This window comes from Stenotrophomonas sp. YJH_SMC_110 (genome assembly GCF_059369255.1).
Genome location: NZ_JCAFSM010000008.1, coordinates 95,368 through 112,082, shown reverse-complemented (window position 1 = coordinate 112,082; position 16,715 = coordinate 95,368). Strand labels below are relative to the sequence as shown.

Genomic DNA, 16,715 nt, shown 5'->3' with positions numbered 1-16,715 from the left:
GGCAGGAGCAGCCATGAACCACTCGATGACGACGGAACTGGAAGAAGCGCAGCAGGCGTACCGCGAGGCGGCGCGCGACTTCGCACAGGCCGAACTGGCGCCGCACGCCGCGCGATGGGATGCGGAGGGCATCTTTCCGCGCGAGGCGATCGCCAAGGCCGGTGAGTTGGGCTTCTGCGGCCTGTACATGGACCCGGAAGTGGGCGGCAGCGGCCTGAGCCGACTGGACGCCGCCGTCGTCATCGAGGAGCTCGCCAGCGTCGATCCGTCGACGGCGGCGTACATCAGCATCCACAACATGGCCTCGTGGATGGTGTCGACGTGGGGCCAGCCGGCACTGCGCGATGCCTGGGGCACCGACCTGTCATCGGGCAACAAGCTGGCCTCGTACTGCCTGACCGAACCGGGCGCCGGTTCCGATGCGGCCTCGCTGAAGACCACCGCCGTGCGCGATGGCGACTTCTACGTGCTGAACGGCTCGAAGGCCTTCATTTCCGGCGCCGGTGCCACCGAGCTGCTGGTGGTGATGGCGCGTACCGGCGGTGCCGGTGCCGGCGGTGTCAGCGCCATTGCGGTGCCGGCGGACCTGCCGGGCATCAGCTTCGGCCGCAAGGAAGAGAAGATGGGCTGGAACAGCCAGCCCACCCGTGGCATCACCTTCGAGAACGTCCGCGTGCCGGTCAGCCACCTTCTGGGAGAGGAAGGCGGCGGCTTCAAGCTGGCGATGAAGGGGCTGGACGGCGGCCGCATCAACATCGCCGCCTGCTCGCTGGGTGCCGCACAGGGTGCACTGGATGCTGCGCGCCGCTACATGGGCGAGCGCCGCCAGTTCGGCAAGGCGCTGGCCGAGTTCCAGGCGCTGCAGTTCAAGCTGGCCGACATGGTCACCCAGCTGGTGGCTGCACGGCAGATGGTGCACACCGCCGCACGCAAGCTCGATGCCGGTGCCAGCGATGCCAACGTGTGGTGCGCGATGGCCAAGCGCTTCGCCACCGATGCCGGTTTCAACGTCTGCAATGAAGCGCTGCAGATCCACGGGGGCTACGGCTACATCCGCGAATACCCGATCGAGCGCCTGCTGCGTGACTGCCGCGTGCACCAGATCCTGGAAGGCACCAACGAGATCATGCGGGTGATCGTTGCCCGTCACCTGCTCAACACCGAAGAGGAACTGCGATGAAGGATTGGCGTACCCAGGAGCACGTGGGCCTGAAGGTGGAGGTGGATGGCCACACCGCCGTGGTCACCCTGAACAAACCGCCGGCGCATACTTGGACCGTGCACAGCCTGTCGGCGCTGCGCGACCTGGTCGGCGCGCTCAACGCAGACCGCGACATCTACGCGCTGGTGATCACCGGTGACGGCGAGAAATTCTTCTCCGCCGGTGCCGACCTCAACCAGTTCGCCTCCGGCGACAAGGCCGCTGCACGTGAGGCCGCGCGCCGCTTCGGTGAAGCCTTCGAAGCGCTGTCCGGTTTCCGTGGCGTGTCGATCGCCGCGATCAACGGCTACGCCATGGGCGGTGGCCTGGAGTGCGCGCTGGCCTGCGACCTGCGCATCATTGAAGACCATGCCCAGGTCGCGCTGCCGGAGGCCACCGTCGGCCTGCTGCCGTGTGCCGGCGGTACCCAGAACCTGCCGCGCCTGGTCGGCGAGGGCTGGGCCAAGCGCATGATCCTGCTGGGTGAGCGCATCAACGCCGAGACCGCGCTGCGCATTGGCCTGGCCGAAGAAAAGGTCGGCAAGGGCGAAGCCAAGGCGCTGGCGCTGGAATGGGCGAAGAAGGCCGGCAAGCAGAGCCCGACCAGCATCGCCGCCTGCAAGACCCTGGTGCAGTCCACCCGCACCGGCACCCACGCCTCGGCGCTGGTGGCCGAGCGCGAAGCCTTCGTCGACCTGTTCGACACCGCCGACCAGGTCGAGGGCGTGACTGCCTTCCTGGAAAAGCGCGCCGCGCAGTGGAAGAACGCATGAGCACGGATACCGCTGCCGACGACGCACCGGTGCTGTTCGAAGAGCGCGTGGCTGGCAACGGCACGCGCATCGGCATCGCCACGCTCAATGCGCCGCGTACGCTCAACGGTTTCTCGCTGCCGATGGCGCACCTGCTGCTGAAGCAGCTCAACGCCTGGGCCGACGACGATGGCATCGCCATGGTGGTGCTGCAGGGCGCCGGCGAAAAGGCGTTCTGTGCTGGTGGCGACCTGCACAGCCTGTACAAGGCCATGGTCGCCTTCCGTGAGGCCGGCCACAGCGACATCCGCCAGAACGCCTATGCCGCCGAGTTCTTCGACGTCGAATACCGCATCGATTACCTCATCCACACCTACACCAAGCCGATCCTGTGCTGGGGCCACGGCATCGTGATGGGCGGCGGCATCGGCCTGATGTCCGGCGCCAGCCACCGTGTGGTCAGCGAACGCTCCAAGCTGGCCTTCCCGGAAATCACCGTCGGCCTGTTCCCTGATGTCGGTGGCAGTTGGCTGCTGCCGCGCGTGCCGGGCAACGGCGGCCTGTTCCTGGCCCTGACCGGCGCACTGCTCAACCCGGGCGATGCCATCTACGCCGGCCTGGCCGACGTGCACGTGGCCGAAGAGCGCCGCAGCGCGGTGTTCGATGCGCTGCTGCAGGTGGCCTGGTCCAATGACACCGCACACAACCACGAACGCCTGACCCATCTGCTGCAGTCGCATGCCAGCGATGCCGCCACCGGTCCACTGCTGGCCCACGCGGCGCAGGTCGATGCGTTGTGCGAAGGCGATGACCTTGAAGCCATCGTGGCGCGCATTGCCGGCCTGCAGACCGACGACGCCTGGTTGCAGGCGGCTCAGAAGGCCCTTGCTGCCGGTGCACCGGGTTCGGCACGGTTGGCGTACGAACTGCAGCGCCGCAGTGCCGGCCAGGACCTGGCCGCGATCTATCGCCTGGAGTACATCGTCGCCCTGCATTGCGCCGCCCATGGTGATTTCGCCGAAGGCATCCGGGCGCTGCTGGTCGACAAGGACCGCAATCCGCAGTGGAACCCGGCCACCCTGGCCGAGGCCACTGGCGCGTGGGCAGACACCTTCTTCGCTTCCCCCTGGGCCGACGCCGCGCATCCGCTGGCCGACCTGGGCACTCCCCTTGTTGAAAGGAGCCTTGCATGAGCCGCATTGCATTCATCGGGTTGGGCAACATGGGTGGCCCGATGGCCGCCAATCTGGTCAAGAACGGCCACAGCGTGCGCGTGTTCGATCTGGTTCCGGCCGCGGTGCAGGCCGCTGTCGACGCCGGCGCCAGCGCTGCATCGTCGGCGCGCGACACCCTGGCCGATGCCGAAGTGGTGATCTCGATGCTGCCGGCCAGCCGTCATGTCGAAGGCGTGTACCTGGGCGACGACGGCATTCTTGCCGCGATCCCGGCCGGTGCGCTGGTCATCGACTGCAGCACGATCGCCCCGGCCAGTGCCCGCAAGGTCTCGGAAGCGGCCGCCGCGCGTGGCCTGCAGATGATCGACGCGCCGGTGTCCGGCGGTACCGCCGGCGCCCAGGCCGGCACCCTGACCTTCATCGTCGGCGGCGAGGAAGACGCGCTGGAACGCGCACGCCCGGTGCTGCAGGCGATGGGCAAGAACATCTTCCACGTTGGCGCCAGCGGCGCTGGCCAGGTCGCCAAGCTGTGCAACAACATGGCGCTGGGCGTGATCATGGCGGTGACCGGTGAAGCCATCGCACTGGGCGTGGCGCACGGGCTGGACCCCAAGGTGCTGTCGCAGATGATGGCGGTCAGCACCGGCCGCAGCTGGGCCACCGAAGTGTGCAACCCGTGGCCGGGCGTGCTGGAGAATGCGCCGGCCTCGCGTGGCTACAGCGGTGGCTTCGGCAGCGATCTGATGCTGAAGGACATGGGCCTGGCGGTGGAAGCGGCGATGAGTGTCGGCGCTTCGATTCCGCTGGGCGAAGTGGCCCGCAATCTCTACTCGATGAACCACCAGGCCGGCCGCGGCAAGCTGGATTTCTCCAGCGTCGTGCAGCTCATCACCAGCGACCAGTAACTGGTCGCTGGTCCGCGCATTCCACCTTATCCCCGCGCCGTTGGCGCGCCCCCTTGAACAACAAGGGGGCTCTTCTCCAGAAGGATGGATGCGCGCCGCAGCGAATGCGTCCCCGGCCACGTGCTGGGGCCCACCCGAGGTGGGATGGGCGGATGCCCGGTTTCGACCGGCATCCGCCCATTTTTTTGCACCGCGCGCGGGTAGTGCCGGCCGCTGGCCGGCAGCACCGCATCAGGCAACGATCAGCGTCACGTCGATGTTGCCGCGGGTGGCGTTGGAGTACGGGCACACGATGTGCGCCTTCTGCACCAGTTCTTCCACCTGCTCGCGCGGCACGCCCGGCACGTTGATGGTCAGCTCGGCCTCGATGCCGAAGCCGGTCGGGATCTGGCCGATGCCGACCTTGCCGGTGACTGTGGTGTCGGCCGGCAGCGCGACCTTGGCCTGGCCGGCCACGAATTTCAGCGCGCCCAGGAAGCAGGCCGAGTAGCCAGCGGCGAACAGCTGTTCCGGGTTGGTGCCCGGGCCGCCGGCACCACCCAGCTCGCGCGGGGTCGACAGCTGGATGTCCAGCACGTTGTCGGACGAGACGGAACGGCCTTCACGGCCGCCGGTGGAGGTGGCCTGGGCGGTATACAGAACCTTTTCGATGGACATCGGGATGCTCCTGGTCAGTGGGTGGGTACTGTTATGGAGCCTACTTTGCCCGGTTTCTGCGTACGTTGGGTTGCAGTCCGTACGAAAAACTTGATTGATCGTCCTGTTGGCCTAGATCGTCCACTCGCGGTCGGTGGTGAACATGATGGTCAGCCAGCGGTCCGGCGAGGCCTCGCCCAGCGCATCGCCGATCTCGTCGCGCAGCTGGTCCCATTCCAGCAGGGGCCGCGGCGGATCGTCCTCGCGTACCACGAAGAACAACTCGATCTGCTCGCCACGCCCCACCTGGGCGACGTAGCTGCGATGCTCGACGAAGCCATGCTTGGCCACGATCGCGCGTGCCACCGCGTCCACGTGCGCCTGCAGTTCCGGCGGGGTGACCAGCAGGATGCCGGCCAGCGCCCGGCGCACCGTCCCGAGCGGGGCGATCATCACCAGCACGCAGACCAAGGCAAGGATGGCCGGGTCGATGTACGGCCCGACCCAGGCCAGCGAGGTGCCGCGCACCAGTACGCCGCCAAGGAAGGCCAGCAGGTAGCAGGCCGACATGCTGGCGGCGATCACCCAGTTCTTCGCGTCCAGCGCGATGAACTCCGAACCGATGCGGCGGTTGGCGCGCAGCACGAACCAGGCCAGCGCACCTTCGCCGATGATCGACAACCCGGCGAAGGCGATGGCTGGGCCGAGTGCGATGTGGCGGCCGCCGGACATCAGCGCATCCACCGCATTGACCAGCGCATACAGTGCCGCGCCGATCATCAGCGTGCCGCTCACCCCCAGCACGATGGGCTCCAGGTGCCAGAAGCCCATGGTGAAGCGCTGGTTGAGCCGCGACTGCAGCGCGTCGGTGCTGGTGGACAGTGCGATCAGACGCGCGACCAGCAGTGACAGCCACGTCATCACCACATCGATCAGGCCGTAGATGCCATCGAAGATGATCAGCGAGGAATTGGCCAGAAGACCAAATACCACCGCAGCGGCAGCCAGCAGCAATGAGCCTGCGATGGACAGGCGCAGCACGCCTTGTTCGGTACGCGCATCGAAGAAGCGTTCGGTGTTGGCAGGCATGCGGGAATCCAGCGGGAAATAGGCTGCGGAAGCAGCGCGTTGCCATTCTATCCAGCCTGCGGCACGTCGCCATGACCACGCCCGCACAGCGCCTGGAAAAGTCACCAGACTGGTAACCGTTTGCGGATTGACGGGTGCACACCCGAAGCGTATCGTTTGTACCACGATGACATAGAAGCCTCCGGTGACCCCGGGGGCTTCTTTCGTTTGCGCCGTCGCGCGCTGCGAGGTCACCGCCACCGGCCCTGACGTCCCCGTCGCAGCCGTTCTGTTTTCCGCCCCGATCCTGCCTTTCCCGCGCCGTCCTGGTGATCGCGTGGGGCGCCGCCGTGCGCGCAGGATCGGGGCACTCCACATCCATCAACGAAGGAGGATTCGATGCCCCTGCTGACCCTTGAGCAGTGCCGCGCGCACTGCCGTATCGACGGCGATTTTGACGACGCCATCCTGGGTGACCTGCTGGCCGCAGCCAGCGACGCAGCCGCGGCCTATCTGGGCCGCGAGCTGTACGCCGACCAGGCCGCGCTGGACCAGGCGCTGGACCAGCTGCCGCAGGACATGGCGGCGGCGGTGACCGGGCATGAAGCCGCGGTTGCCGCCGCCAATGCCGAGACCAACGCGGCCAAGGCCAAGGCCATGCGTGATGTGGCCGATCGCCGCCTGGCCGTGGCGACCGCGCGCAGTGCGCGCCTGCTGCAGGGCATGCCGGTCAACGACAGCATCCGTGCAGCGGTGCGCCTGTTGCTGGGCCACCTGTACGCCCATCGCGAAGCCGTGGTCGTCTCTGCGCAGACGTTCGATGCACCGGCAGGCGCCGCTGCCATCGCAATGGAGCTGCCGTTCGGCGTGGCCGCGCTGCTTGATCCGTACCGATCGGCAGCAACGCCATGAACGCCGGCCACTTCAATCGCCGCATCCGCATCGAGCGCCAGGACGGCCAGCTCGATGCGTGGGGGCAGCCGCTGGACGCCTGGCAGCCGGTGGCAGAGCTGTGGGCCGCCATCATCGCCGACCGCGCAGACAGCGTGCAGCGGCTGACGCTGGAAAGCCGCCTGCCGGCAACGATCCGGCGCCAGCGCTTCCATGTCCGCTTGGCAGCCGCACGACAGGCAGGCATCCAGGCCGGCATGCGCATCGTGCATGACGGTCGTGTTTTCAACATCACCGGCGTTGCGCCCGACTTCAGCCGGCGCCAGACCACGGTGCTGTTCACCGAACAGTCTTCAGGCATCGCCTGAGCGACGCCAACCAGGACACCGCGATGAGTTACGAAGCACAGCTGCACGCGCTGCTGGCCCCGCTGCTGCAGGGCCGGCTGTATCCCGACCTTCCGCCGGAACCGGTCATCTATCCGTGTGCCGTCTACCAGCAGATGGGTGGACAGTCCGTGTGGTTCAACGAAGGTTCCATTCCCGAACAGAAGCACGCTCGCGTGCAGCTGACCGTCTGGGCAGACAGCCGCGCCCAGGCCAACACCCTGATCCGCAACATCGAGGATCAGATATGCGGAGGTCTACCGAAGTCCGAATCGTTCGGCGCCGCCATTGCCGTCCATGAGCCGGCAATCAGGAAGTACGGCGCACGACTCGAATTCGGGCTGTGGTACGCCAACCCGTAGTTTCACCGTTCCATGCAACACCCCAGACCCGGCGCTTGCCGGGTTTTTCATTTCAATCCATAGAGGAAATACACCATGGCACTCAAGCTTCCCAAGGGCACCCAGTTCGGCTTCGCACCGGTCGTCTCCACCGCGATCGCCACCAGCGCGATCTCCAAGGCTGCGCCGGCGCTGGCCAGCGTTGCCGCCAACAGCGTCGACACCGGCGATGTGGTGGTCATTGAACTGCCGGGCTGGCCGGCCCTGAACAACCGCGCCACCCGCGCCGGTGCTGAAGCCACCGGCAGCGTTGAGCTGCTGGGCATCGACACCACCGATACCGTGCTGTTCCCCGGCACCAGCGGTGCCGGTGTACTGCGCAAGGCGGGCGCCTTCGTCGACCTGGACCAGCAGGGCGACCCGACCACCGGCGGTGGCGAGCAGCAGTACTGGAGCGGCACGCTGCTCGAAGACCCGACCGGTCGCCAGGTGCAGATGCCGACCTTCAAGAACGCCAAGACCATCACCCTGCCGCTGTTCTACGATCCGAAGAAGCCGTGGTATTCGGCACTGAAGAACGCTGACGCCAAGGGCGAGCCGGTGATCCTGCGGGCCAAGCTGGTCGGCGGCGACGTGCTGTACTGGTACGGCTACCTGAGCTACAACGGCGACCCGACCATGGCCGCCAACACCCCGATGGGCACCACCGCGACCTTCACCGCGCTGGCCGACTCGATCCTGGTGGAGGGCGTCTGATGTTCCAGGTCAAGGCACCTGAGACCTTCAAGAGCACCCTGACCATTGCCGGCCATGGCCGCGAGCAGAAGCTCAACCTGACCTACCGTCACCTGCAGCAGGCCGCGTACGCGGACCTGCTGCAGCGCCTGGCGGCCGGCGAGGTGACGCCTGCCCAGGCAATCCTGGACATCGTCACTGAGTGGGATGCAGATGTAGCGCTGGATACGGCAGGTGTCGAACTGGCACTTCAGCAGCAGATCGGCTTGGACGGCGCCATCGTAGGTGGCTACGTGCAGGCTCTGCAGGTCGCACGCAAGGGAAATTGATCGAGGCGGTGGGGGCACTGTACTGGCGTGCCCCCACCGAGGCCGAACTGAACCAGCTCGGCCTGAAGGCAAAGCACTTCCAGCCGCCACAGATCGAACTATGGCCAGAATGTGCACTTCCCATCGACATCTTCTCGCGGGTCTCCACCCAGTGGCGCACCGGCGCCGGTGGCCCGACGGGTCTGGACTACAACGTGGTCTACCGGGAGCTCGAGCGTGAAGGGCTTACTGCCGAAAAGCACGCAGAAGTAATGGCAGGCATCCGCGTGATAGAGCGGGCTGCCCTCGACGAGATGCACAGCCAATGAGCCACCTGTTGGCTCACTCCGACCCCGCCAGCCGGCGGGGTCACCTTTTCCTGAGGAAACCCCTATGAGCGAGACACCGCTCGGTGTTGCGCGGGTGGATATCGAGGTCAACAGCAACCTCGGCGCCGCCACGCAGGCTGCCAAGCGCAGCCTGGCCGACATGACCGCCTCCGCACAGCAGCAGTATCAGCAACTGGACAGGGCTGAACGCGCACGCCTGCAGATGCTGCTACAGCAAAGCGCGCAGGTGGACAGCATGCGGCTGGAGCAGGAGATGCTCAATGCCGTACTCAAGGCCAGCGTAGTACTGATCAACGAAATGGCCCGTCAGATGGCCAGCAACGAACGCGCCATCCGCGCAGCGCGCGATGAACTGCGTGCCTACCGCAATGAAGCCGAAGCGGCGGCCAGCGCGTCGGGCAGCCCGGCCGCAACATTCGGCGGAGCCGCTGGAGCCGCTGGAGCCGCTGGAGCCGATGGGGGTGGCTCGACATTTGCCGACCAGATCGGCAAAGCGACGGAGTTGAAGGGTGCCTACGACGATGCCGCCGAGGTTCTTACCGGGCTGGTTGGCCGTTTCCCCGCGCTGGCCAATCCCATGGCAGCGGCGGCGGCAGCACTGGCTGCCGCCGTGGGGGGCGTAGCCGTCGCCTGGAACTCCGCCAGTGACGAGGCGGCGTCCTTCGAGCGATCGCTGCTGATCGTCGGCGATCGGCTCAGCGCCAACGTGCCGCAGCTGACCGGCTATGCGCAGGCCATGAGCAGAATTGATGGCATCACCATGAGTGAAGCCTCCGAAGCACTGAACCAGGTCGCCATGACAGGTCAGTTCGCCGGGGACGAACTGCGGATGGTCGCGCAGGCCGCGCTGCAGTGGCAGGACGCAGGTGTCAGCAGCGCGGAAGAGGTCATCGCATCGTTCGTCAAGATCAGGCAGGACCCGGTTGCAGCGCTCAGGGAGCTGGAGCAGCAGACCGATGTGCTCACCGACGCACAGCGAAAGCAGATCCAATCGCTTATCGCGCAGGGAAACCAGGCCGACGCCTCGGCCCTGCTGATGCAGGCGTATGCAGGCAAGATCGGAGAGGTGGCCCCCAAGGTCATCCAAAGCGCCACATTGATGGAAGGCGCGTGGCGCAAGGCGAAGACCGTCTTCTCCGAGCTGTGGGACATGGTGAAGGAGCCGTTCCGGGCAGACAGCGGCGACGATCTGCGCAAGAACATCGCAGATGCCGAAACCAACCTGCGTCGCTGGCACAACACCACCCTGGGCGGGACCACGGGCTCAAGCTACAGCCTTGCCGAATATGCTCGTGCCAAGAAAGAGCTGGAAGAGGCCAAGGGAGCGCTGCGCGCAGTACAGCAGAACATAAAGCCGATCCTGATCGAAGCGACGTTGCCTGCCAGCCCTCCATCGGCAGACCCACCCGCGCGCGGGCCGTCCCTTGCCGCAGTTCCACGTCTCCCATCTGTGCCGGCCGAACCCACCTTGTTCGAGCGCATCCAGAAGCAGATCGACCAGAACGATATCCAGCGGTTGGGGATAGACAAGAAGACCGCAAGCACGCGCCTTCTTGACGAAGCTACCATTGCGCTGAAGGATGCGGAGGAGAAAGGTGACACGGCTGCCGTCATACGTCTGAAAACGGCACGTGCCAGCCTGGAAGTCAGCGATCAGGCGCTTGCGCAGAAGAAGGAAGAGATTGCGGCTGCCGCCCAACTGGAGAAGCTCAACAGATCGCTGGGAGACGCAGAAGAAGCGCGTCGCAGCGCGAACGAGCAGGAACTCCTGGGCTTCGGTCACGGCAAGGAAGCCACTGCACGGCTCGCCCGCGTCAATGCCATCCAGCGTGAGTACGATCAAGGGATGAAGGCGCTGCGCGATAGCGGCGCGCCCGAAGGCAGTCAGAGCTTCCGCGACCAGTCGAACGCGCTGCGTTCAAGCCGGGATCGACGCTTGAAGGATGAGCAGGACCATCAGGGCCGTCGGATGGAGAAGATGGGCGATTGGCGCAATGGCGCGCGCAGTGCCTTTGAGGACTACAACGAGTCCGCCTCCAATACGGCCGGCATGACCCAGGAGCTGTTCAGCAAGGCATTCAAAGGCGCTGAAGATGCTCTGACCAAGTTCGTTCTTACCGGCAAGCTCAACTTCAGCGACCTGGCTGATTCGATCATCGCGGACCTGGCACGAATCGCAGCGCAGCAGGCCCTGATGGGCATCATCAACAGTGTGGTAGGTGCCTTCGCCGGAAGCATGGGCGGGGGTGCCAGCGCAGCTCCCTCGACGGGATTCGCCGCCGGTTTCGGCAACAACACCAGCTGGCTGACCAGCGGCAACATGACGCCTCATGCCCTGGGAGGCGTCTATGCCTCACCCAGTCTCTCTGCCTATTCCGGTGGCATCTACAACACCCCGCAACTGTTCGCCTTCGCCAAGGGCGCTGGCGTGTTCGGCGAAGCGGGACCGGAAGCGATCATGCCGCTGCGGCGCGGGCCGGACGGCCGCCTGGGTGTGGCCGCGCACGGTGGCGGCGGTGGTGGCGGAGTGGGAGTCAGCATCCGCATCGACAACAACGGTGGCAAGGAAGTCACCACCAACGAAAGCATGCTGCAGCAGTTCGGCAACGAGATTGGCCAGTTCGTGGAACGCAAGTACCGCGAGCTGCAGAGTCGTGACCTGAAGGCAGGCGGTGTGCTCAGCAGGAGTGCCATGCAATGACCGACACCTTCACCTGGCCGGCAACCAGCCAGAGTACTGGAACCACCACCGCCGCCGTGAAGCGCGCGAAGTTCGGTGATGGCTATGCGCAGGCCGCTGCCGATGGCCTGAATGCCACCTCGCGCAGTTACCAGCTGCAGTTCGTCGGCAACCGCAAAACGATCAACGAGATCGTGACCTTCCTGGATGGTCATGCCGGCCGCAGCTTCCTGTGGAAAGGGCCACTGGGGCAGGGGCTGTACATGTGTGATTCCTACACCGACAGCCATCTCGGCGGCCAGGTATCGACCATCACCGCCACCTTCGAACAGACCTTCCAGGCGTAGGCATGAGCATTGATCTTCAACGAATCGACCTGGATACCATCCAGCCCAACGGAAAGCGGGGGGAGACCCAGCGGCCCGCCTTCACCAAGATCAACCAGAACTTTCAGGATGTTGCGTTGGCGCTGGAGGGAATCCCTGGTGCCATCGCAGACTCAGTCTCGGGAAAGAACCGTTTGATCAATGGGAATTTCGAGCTCTGGCAGCGTGGGGACAACTTCACCGCCGCCGCTGCCTACTGTGCAGACAGATTCATTGCACAGCAGGGAGGGATGGACGGAGCAGTCATATTCAAATCACCCGTTGCCCCGGGCGATTCGAACTTCCCGAGAAGCCTGTTTACGTTGGCCGCCAATTGCAACGGGAATCACAACGCCGCCGGACACCATTTCCTGTTCGAGCAGCGTGTGGAAAGTGTGCGGACCTTTGCCGCATCGGAGAGCACGCTATCCTTCCTGGTCTACAACGCAGGCACCGCAGGCAGAAAGATCGCAGTCGAGTTCCTGCAGCGCTTCGGAACGGGCGGAAGCCCCACTGTCACGGCGATCCAGCCGGAAGTTTTCACGCTCGCACAGGGCCTGAACCGGATCAGCAAGACCGTCAGTCTTCCTTCCATCTACGGTAAGACGCTTGGCGGTGGCGATGATTCGGTCATCTGTGCGGTATGGCTCTCAGCAGGCAGCGACTTCAACGCGCGCACAGGAGGGCTCGGCGCGCAGGCAGGCCAGTTGTACTTCGGTGAAATGCAATGGGAAGCCGGCGCACGGGCGACCCGCTTCGAGTGGAGATCACCGGCCCACGAGCTTGCGCTGTGCCAGCGCTACTACCAGAAGTCCTTTCCTGTTACAGAGGTTCCCAACAGCAGGAGCAGCTCCGCCGTCCATCGGAACGCCGTGGCCTTCAACAGTGGCACCTGCCGGGTTGTTGCAGAGTTCAAAGGCACGATGCGCAGCACGCCAAAGCTGCTGTTCCATGCAGGCGGAGAAGGTGGTGACATCGGATCGCCGAGCTTCTGGAGGTACTACGACGCCGCGGGCGGAACATGGCGCGCGGGAACGCTGACTAACGTAGTCATGGCAACGAGCCAGGCGTTCATGGCTGACGTAGGCGGTGCGGGCTTCCTGGTAAGCGGCTCTGTTCTACTGGCAGGCCACTACACCGCCGATGCCGAACTCTGAGTGCATTCATGCGTCTGCGGGATCGGGCGGAAAGCCGTGAGATCCGCCCATTGACGGAATGAAAGTACTCAGACGCCGAGCGGACGCCGCCGATTCACCTCGTTCAAGGAGCCAACAATGGCAAGAAAGATCATCGACCTCGATTCCGTTCAACCGAACGGAAAGCGGGGTGAAACACAGCGCCCGGCGTTTACCAAGATCAACGAGAATTTCGCCGAGGTCTACGACGCGTTGACCGAGGTCGCGAAGATCCCGGAAACCGTGGCGAATGCCATCACCGAGCGCGTTCCAGGCAGGAATCTGCTCATCAATGGCGCCCTGCAGTTCTGGCAACGCCGTACATCTGGTCGTGTCGGCACTGGGTCGGGGACGCTGGGCGCGGAAGTGTTCTTCGCCGACCGTTTCACGAACTCGGCGCTGGTCTGCAACCACGACGTACAGCGGGTGGCGTACGACGGGCAGGCCGGATTTCCGGAAGACACACGGTCGATTCTGGTCTGCACCGTATCCGAGGCCATCACCAGAAGTGGCGCCTGGATGGGGCAGAAGATCGAGGGTGTCCGCAGTGCAAGTGGAGACATCACGATCTCGGTATGGGCGAACTCTGATGCGCCCGGTCGCAGTGTGGGCGTGCGTGTCATCCAGGATTTCGGAACCGGCGGCTCACCCTCGCCGCAGGTGGTGCTGGAAGCCGGTGTGCTCACACTGGGCACCACCGCCAAACGTCACAGCATCACGGTGACGTTGCCGAGTACCCGGGGAAAGGTGCTCGGCAGCAACGGCAACGACCACCTCGACGTAGTGTTCGACCTGTGCGGTGCTGGTCAGAAGGGCGAGCTGGTGGCACAGAACGGCTCGTTCGGCTTTACCCAGTTCCAGGTCGAATCGGGCCGCGCAGCGACACGCTTCGACTGGCGGCCGCCAGGTGTGGAACTGGCGTTGTGCCAGCGCTACTACGAGAAGAGCTACAACCTCGACATCGTGCCCAACACGGCGCACAACGAAGGGCGCGAGGCATTCTCGATCAACTCACCGGGAATGGCGCATTACCAGAGCGTGCGATTCCAGACGGCAAAGCGCGCTCATCCCTACGTGATGATCATCTCGGCCGACAACATCCAGCAGGATGGACACATCGCGGAAGACAACATCTCCCGCGTGCCCTGCCTGGTCAACTACGCCTCGCCTTCCGGGTACGAAGTCAGCTGGACCAACAATCCAGGCCGCTGGGGCGGCTGGTGGCATTGGTGGGCCGACGCCGAGCTTTGATGGGGCGCCCGCAGGGAACAGGACGACAGCAATGACGAGAAAAATCATCGACCTCGATACCGTTCAGGCGAACGGTAAGCGGGGTGAAACACAGCGCCCGGCGTTTACCAAGATCAACGACAACTTCGCAGAAGTGTATGGCGCGCTGGATGGCGTGACCGCGATCGGACGGCGTGTGGATTCACTGGAGCGCGCTCTTCAGACTGCAGTTCCTGGCAGGAACCGCCTGATCAACGGCAACTTCGATTTCTGGCAGCGGGCTACTACCGGCACCACCCAGGGCGGCGAGATCTATGTGGCCGATCGTTGGACCGCGGCAGCGCTGGGCTGCACGCATACCGCAAATCGTGGGGCCAATCTGCCTGCCGACGGTGCCGCGCCGGAATCGCGCCGTTTCCTCAACAGTGTTGTCTCCAAGACCAGTGCAGGTAGCAGCGCCTACGTCGCACAGAAGGTCGAGAGCGCGGCAACACTGTCCGATGGCGAAGTGACGGTTTCCGGCTTCGCCTATGGCCCGCCAGGAAAACGCATCGGTGTTCGTCTCATCCAGCACTTTGGTACAGGTGGTTCGCCGTCCGCCGCGGTCAGCGTGGAACTGGGAACCGTAGCGGTCACCGCCGCGTCCTGGACCTATTTCCAGCTCAGTGCGCGACTGCCATCGGTGAAGGGGAAGACGCTGGGCAGCAATGCCGACAGCGATTTCCTGTGGCTGGTGGTGGATCTGTGCGCGGATGCCTATGGCGGCGTTATCTCCGGTCAGAGCGGGGAGTTCGGCCTTGCGATGATGCAACTGGAGCGCGGCAACAGGGCAACGGCATTCGACCTGCGCCCGCTGGCCGACGAACTGCAACTGTGCCAGCGCTATTACGAAAAGTCCTACGACGTTGATGTCGTTCCAGGAACGCCAACCAACAGCGGTCGCTACAGCTGGGGCAACTCGGCGGCGAGCGGCGCAACCAGCTACCTGTCGGTGCCATTCAAGACGCGCAAGCGAGCGACACCGGTGATTGTCATCAGGCCCAACAACAATTTAGTCGAACCTGGATACGTCAATCAGGATGACAGCAGCCGAACTCCCGCATCGGTTCCCACGATCGCGACGAATGTCTTCGAGGTTGCTTGGGGCAACGCGCCGGGACGCTGGGGTGGTTGGTTCCACTGGACGGCGGACGCAGAGATCTACTGAGCGTCTTCGGATACGCCGCGCCACTCTCGACTTGCACTGCATGCGTCGCCGAAAGAACAACACGGCTGCGTGCATTTCCGCTCCAGCAAGGGAAACCCCATGACCAGAAAGATAATCGACCTGGACACCGTCCAGCCCAATGGCAAACGAGGTGAAACCCAGCGGCCGGCATTCACCAAGATCAACGACAACTTCGCCGAGATCTACGCTGGTCTGGACGACGCGCAATCGGCGCTCATGCATCTGGAAGGCCGCATGGCCGGAAGGAACCCGCTCATCAACGGCGATTTCCGGTTCTGGCAGCGCGGTGCAGCCTTCCCTGCATCCACGGGCTCTCGCTACATCGCTGACCGCTGGGCGGTCAATGCCATCGGCACCAAGGTGGCTGCCTCACGCGAGGATGTGCCTCCAGGCGGCGGCCAGGGAGGGCGCCTGCTGGCTGGGTCGCGCCACCTGCTTCGGCTGGAGGTGCAGAGCGTTGCCGGTGCCGGCAACATGGCGCTGGTCCAACAGCGCATCGAGGATGTCCGGACACTGGCCGGGCGCACCGTCACGATCAGTTTCAAGGCGCGCGCCTCGGTGGACGACTTCCGCATCGGCGTGGAGCTGCAGCAGTCCTACGGAACGAGTGGGTCTACCGCGCGCGACAGCATCGGCGCCTCGGTCGTGCTCGATACGCTGTGGCGATGGTACCAGGTCACCGTGGAAGTTCCCGGTCTTGCCGGCAAGACGCTGGGCCCGGACAGCTACCTGCAACTGAGCTTCTGGCTGGACGCAGGTGCCGATTTCGGCGGCCGCGCGTTCGCTGCCGGGCAAAAGAGCGGCAGCGTGCAACTGGCCGAAGTGCAGATCGAAGAAGGCGATACCGCCACCGACTTCGACCGCCGGTCCGAAGCACTGGAGCTGCTGTTGTGCCAGCGCTACTACGAGACGGTGGATGTAAACCGGATCATCGGCATCACCTACACCGCCAACGGCGACACGCGAGCGTGCATCCCGTTCAAGGTGCGCAAGCGCTCAGCACCCAGAATCTCCTCGCCGTCCACCGCGCTGAACCTGGTGGGCTTCGGCAATGCCGGAAACCTGGTCAACTTCGACGGCGGAGCGCCCAGCTGGCAGTCCACCGTTGACGCGGCAGTCATCGCCTCGATGCCGAACAACATGCAGCTCTGGGGTGCGGTGGTGGTGTGGTCGACCACCTCCCAGGTCCTGGTGCACGCAGACGCTGAGCTCTGACCCCTGCAACCGCCCCTCCACAAACGAGCCTGCTGCACTTCCGATTGCCACCTGGCCGCCACACGGGCTGTTTC

18 protein-coding genes are annotated in these 16,715 nt (G+C 64.8%); 16 read left to right on the top strand and 2 right to left on the bottom strand.

Features of this window, described 5'->3' with window-relative positions; all coding sequences use genetic code 11:
* Positions 1–13: 13 nt before the first annotated feature.
* The 4 genes from AC5P6H_RS15415 to mmsB are packed head-to-tail and all read left to right on the top strand — an operon-like array spanning position 14 to position 4,033.
* On the top strand, positions 14–1,180 hold the full coding sequence (locus tag AC5P6H_RS15415; protein ID WP_495202853.1) for an acyl-CoA dehydrogenase family protein: 1,167 nt from the start codon (positions 14–16) through the stop codon (positions 1,178–1,180).
* Positions 1,177–1,974: an enoyl-CoA hydratase gene (locus AC5P6H_RS15410; protein WP_495202852.1), complete on the top strand. Its 798-nt coding sequence runs from the start codon at positions 1,177–1,179 to the stop codon at positions 1,972–1,974. Before AC5P6H_RS15415 ends, AC5P6H_RS15410 begins: the two co-directional genes overlap by 4 nt.
* Positions 1,971–3,146 (top strand): enoyl-CoA hydratase/isomerase family protein, encoded by a 1,176-nt coding sequence (locus AC5P6H_RS15405; RefSeq protein ID WP_495202851.1) that lies wholly within the window; start codon positions 1,971–1,973, stop codon positions 3,144–3,146. The genes AC5P6H_RS15410 and AC5P6H_RS15405 overlap by 4 nt, the downstream gene beginning before the upstream one ends.
* On the top strand, positions 3,143–4,033 hold the full coding sequence (mmsB, locus tag AC5P6H_RS15400; protein WP_032962101.1) for a 3-hydroxyisobutyrate dehydrogenase: 891 nt from the start codon (positions 3,143–3,145) through the stop codon (positions 4,031–4,033). Before AC5P6H_RS15405 ends, mmsB begins: the two co-directional genes overlap by 4 nt.
* A 231-nt stretch (positions 4,034–4,264) precedes the next feature.
* Here the strand turns inward: mmsB and AC5P6H_RS15395 are convergent, their stop codons facing one another.
* Together AC5P6H_RS15395 and AC5P6H_RS15390 are read right to left on the bottom strand one after the other, a co-directional pair.
* Positions 4,265–4,690, bottom strand: coding sequence for an organic hydroperoxide resistance protein (locus AC5P6H_RS15395; protein WP_004153735.1), 426 nt, complete (start codon positions 4,688–4,690; stop codon positions 4,265–4,267).
* 111 nt (positions 4,691–4,801) lie between these two features.
* A complete protein-coding gene (locus tag AC5P6H_RS15390) occupies positions 4,802–5,758 on the bottom strand; it encodes a cation diffusion facilitator family transporter (protein ID WP_495202850.1) in 957 nt (318 codons plus the stop codon).
* Between the two features lie 378 nt (positions 5,759–6,136).
* Here AC5P6H_RS15390 and AC5P6H_RS15385 point away from each other — a divergent pair, with 378 nt between their 5' ends.
* The 12 genes from AC5P6H_RS15385 to AC5P6H_RS15330 all read left to right on the top strand — a co-directional run bounded on the left by AC5P6H_RS15385 (position 6,137) and on the right by AC5P6H_RS15330 (position 16,641).
* On the top strand, positions 6,137–6,649 hold the full coding sequence (locus tag AC5P6H_RS15385; RefSeq protein WP_014645595.1) for a head-tail connector protein: 513 nt from the start codon (positions 6,137–6,139) through the stop codon (positions 6,647–6,649).
* Complete coding sequence (locus AC5P6H_RS15380; protein ID WP_014645596.1) at positions 6,646–6,996, top strand: head-tail adaptor protein; 351 nt, start codon at positions 6,646–6,648, stop codon at positions 6,994–6,996. Before AC5P6H_RS15385 ends, AC5P6H_RS15380 begins: the two co-directional genes overlap by 4 nt.
* A gap of 23 nt (positions 6,997–7,019) precedes the next feature.
* The gene (gene gp17 / locus AC5P6H_RS15375; RefSeq protein ID WP_495202849.1) at positions 7,020–7,376 is read left to right on the top strand and encodes a tail completion protein gp17; all 357 of its coding nucleotides are present in this window, start codon (positions 7,020–7,022) and stop codon (positions 7,374–7,376) included.
* A gap of 75 nt (positions 7,377–7,451) precedes the next feature.
* Positions 7,452–8,111, top strand: a complete 660-nt coding sequence (locus AC5P6H_RS15370; protein WP_495202848.1) for a phage tail protein — start codon at positions 7,452–7,454, stop codon at positions 8,109–8,111.
* The gene (locus tag AC5P6H_RS15365; protein WP_032956277.1) at positions 8,111–8,419 is read left to right on the top strand and encodes a phage tail assembly chaperone; all 309 of its coding nucleotides are present in this window, start codon (positions 8,111–8,113) and stop codon (positions 8,417–8,419) included. The genes AC5P6H_RS15370 and AC5P6H_RS15365 overlap by 1 nt, the downstream gene beginning before the upstream one ends.
* Positions 8,416–8,727 carry a DUF1799 domain-containing protein gene (locus AC5P6H_RS15360; RefSeq protein WP_219634491.1) on the top strand — a complete coding sequence of 104 codons (312 nt, stop codon included), beginning with the start codon at positions 8,416–8,418 and terminating at the stop codon, positions 8,725–8,727. The genes AC5P6H_RS15365 and AC5P6H_RS15360 overlap by 4 nt, the downstream gene beginning before the upstream one ends.
* A 64-nt stretch (positions 8,728–8,791) precedes the next feature.
* Positions 8,792–11,449 (top strand): phage tail tape measure protein, encoded by a 2,658-nt coding sequence (locus AC5P6H_RS15355; RefSeq protein WP_495202847.1) that lies wholly within the window; start codon positions 8,792–8,794, stop codon positions 11,447–11,449.
* Positions 11,446–11,775 (top strand): phage tail protein, encoded by a 330-nt coding sequence (locus AC5P6H_RS15350; RefSeq protein ID WP_032956275.1) that lies wholly within the window; start codon positions 11,446–11,448, stop codon positions 11,773–11,775. Before AC5P6H_RS15355 ends, AC5P6H_RS15350 begins: the two co-directional genes overlap by 4 nt.
* Positions 11,776–11,777: 2 nt before the next feature.
* Complete coding sequence (locus AC5P6H_RS15345; protein WP_495202846.1) at positions 11,778–12,950, top strand: hypothetical protein; 1,173 nt, start codon at positions 11,778–11,780, stop codon at positions 12,948–12,950.
* Between the two features lie 117 nt (positions 12,951–13,067).
* Entirely contained in the window at positions 13,068–14,219 is a 1,152-nt protein-coding gene (locus AC5P6H_RS15340; protein ID WP_495202845.1) for a hypothetical protein, read from the top strand.
* A gap of 31 nt (positions 14,220–14,250) precedes the next feature.
* Positions 14,251–15,405: a hypothetical protein gene (locus tag AC5P6H_RS15335; RefSeq protein WP_495202844.1), complete on the top strand. Its 1,155-nt coding sequence runs from the start codon at positions 14,251–14,253 to the stop codon at positions 15,403–15,405.
* 99 nt (positions 15,406–15,504) lie between these two features.
* Positions 15,505–16,641 carry a hypothetical protein gene (locus tag AC5P6H_RS15330; protein WP_495202843.1) on the top strand — a complete coding sequence of 379 codons (1,137 nt, stop codon included), beginning with the start codon at positions 15,505–15,507 and terminating at the stop codon, positions 16,639–16,641.
* The last annotated feature ends 74 nt before the right edge of the window (positions 16,642–16,715 follow it).

Excerpts from the sequence above, each read along its gene's own strand:
- AC5P6H_RS15380 (WP_014645596.1), top strand. The coding sequence starts at position 6,646 with ATGAACGCCGGCCACTTCAATCGCCGCATCCGCATCGAGCGCCAGGAC.
- AC5P6H_RS15350 (WP_032956275.1), top strand. The coding sequence starts at position 11,446 with ATGACCGACACCTTCACCTGGCCGGCAACCAGCCAGAGTACTGGAACC.
- gp17 (WP_495202849.1), top strand. The coding sequence starts at position 7,020 with ATGAGTTACGAAGCACAGCTGCACGCGCTGCTGGCCCCGCTGCTGCAG.
- AC5P6H_RS15370 (WP_495202848.1), top strand. The coding sequence starts at position 7,452 with ATGGCACTCAAGCTTCCCAAGGGCACCCAGTTCGGCTTCGCACCGGTC.
- AC5P6H_RS15340 (WP_495202845.1), top strand. The coding sequence starts at position 13,068 with ATGGCAAGAAAGATCATCGACCTCGATTCCGTTCAACCGAACGGAAAG.
- AC5P6H_RS15355 (WP_495202847.1), top strand. The coding sequence starts at position 8,792 with ATGAGCGAGACACCGCTCGGTGTTGCGCGGGTGGATATCGAGGTCAAC.
- AC5P6H_RS15395 (WP_004153735.1), bottom strand. The coding sequence starts at position 4,690 with ATGTCCATCGAAAAGGTTCTGTATACCGCCCAGGCCACCTCCACCGGC.
- AC5P6H_RS15345 (WP_495202846.1), top strand. The coding sequence starts at position 11,778 with ATGAGCATTGATCTTCAACGAATCGACCTGGATACCATCCAGCCCAAC.
- AC5P6H_RS15410 (WP_495202852.1), top strand. The coding sequence starts at position 1,177 with ATGAAGGATTGGCGTACCCAGGAGCACGTGGGCCTGAAGGTGGAGGTG.
- mmsB (WP_032962101.1), top strand. The coding sequence starts at position 3,143 with ATGAGCCGCATTGCATTCATCGGGTTGGGCAACATGGGTGGCCCGATG.
- AC5P6H_RS15335 (WP_495202844.1), top strand. The coding sequence starts at position 14,251 with ATGACGAGAAAAATCATCGACCTCGATACCGTTCAGGCGAACGGTAAG.
- AC5P6H_RS15330 (WP_495202843.1), top strand. The coding sequence starts at position 15,505 with ATGACCAGAAAGATAATCGACCTGGACACCGTCCAGCCCAATGGCAAA.
- AC5P6H_RS15385 (WP_014645595.1), top strand. The coding sequence starts at position 6,137 with ATGCCCCTGCTGACCCTTGAGCAGTGCCGCGCGCACTGCCGTATCGAC.
- AC5P6H_RS15415 (WP_495202853.1), top strand. The coding sequence starts at position 14 with ATGAACCACTCGATGACGACGGAACTGGAAGAAGCGCAGCAGGCGTAC.
- AC5P6H_RS15405 (WP_495202851.1), top strand. The coding sequence starts at position 1,971 with ATGAGCACGGATACCGCTGCCGACGACGCACCGGTGCTGTTCGAAGAG.
- AC5P6H_RS15390 (WP_495202850.1), bottom strand. The coding sequence starts at position 5,758 with ATGCCTGCCAACACCGAACGCTTCTTCGATGCGCGTACCGAACAAGGC.
- AC5P6H_RS15365 (WP_032956277.1), top strand. The coding sequence starts at position 8,111 with ATGTTCCAGGTCAAGGCACCTGAGACCTTCAAGAGCACCCTGACCATT.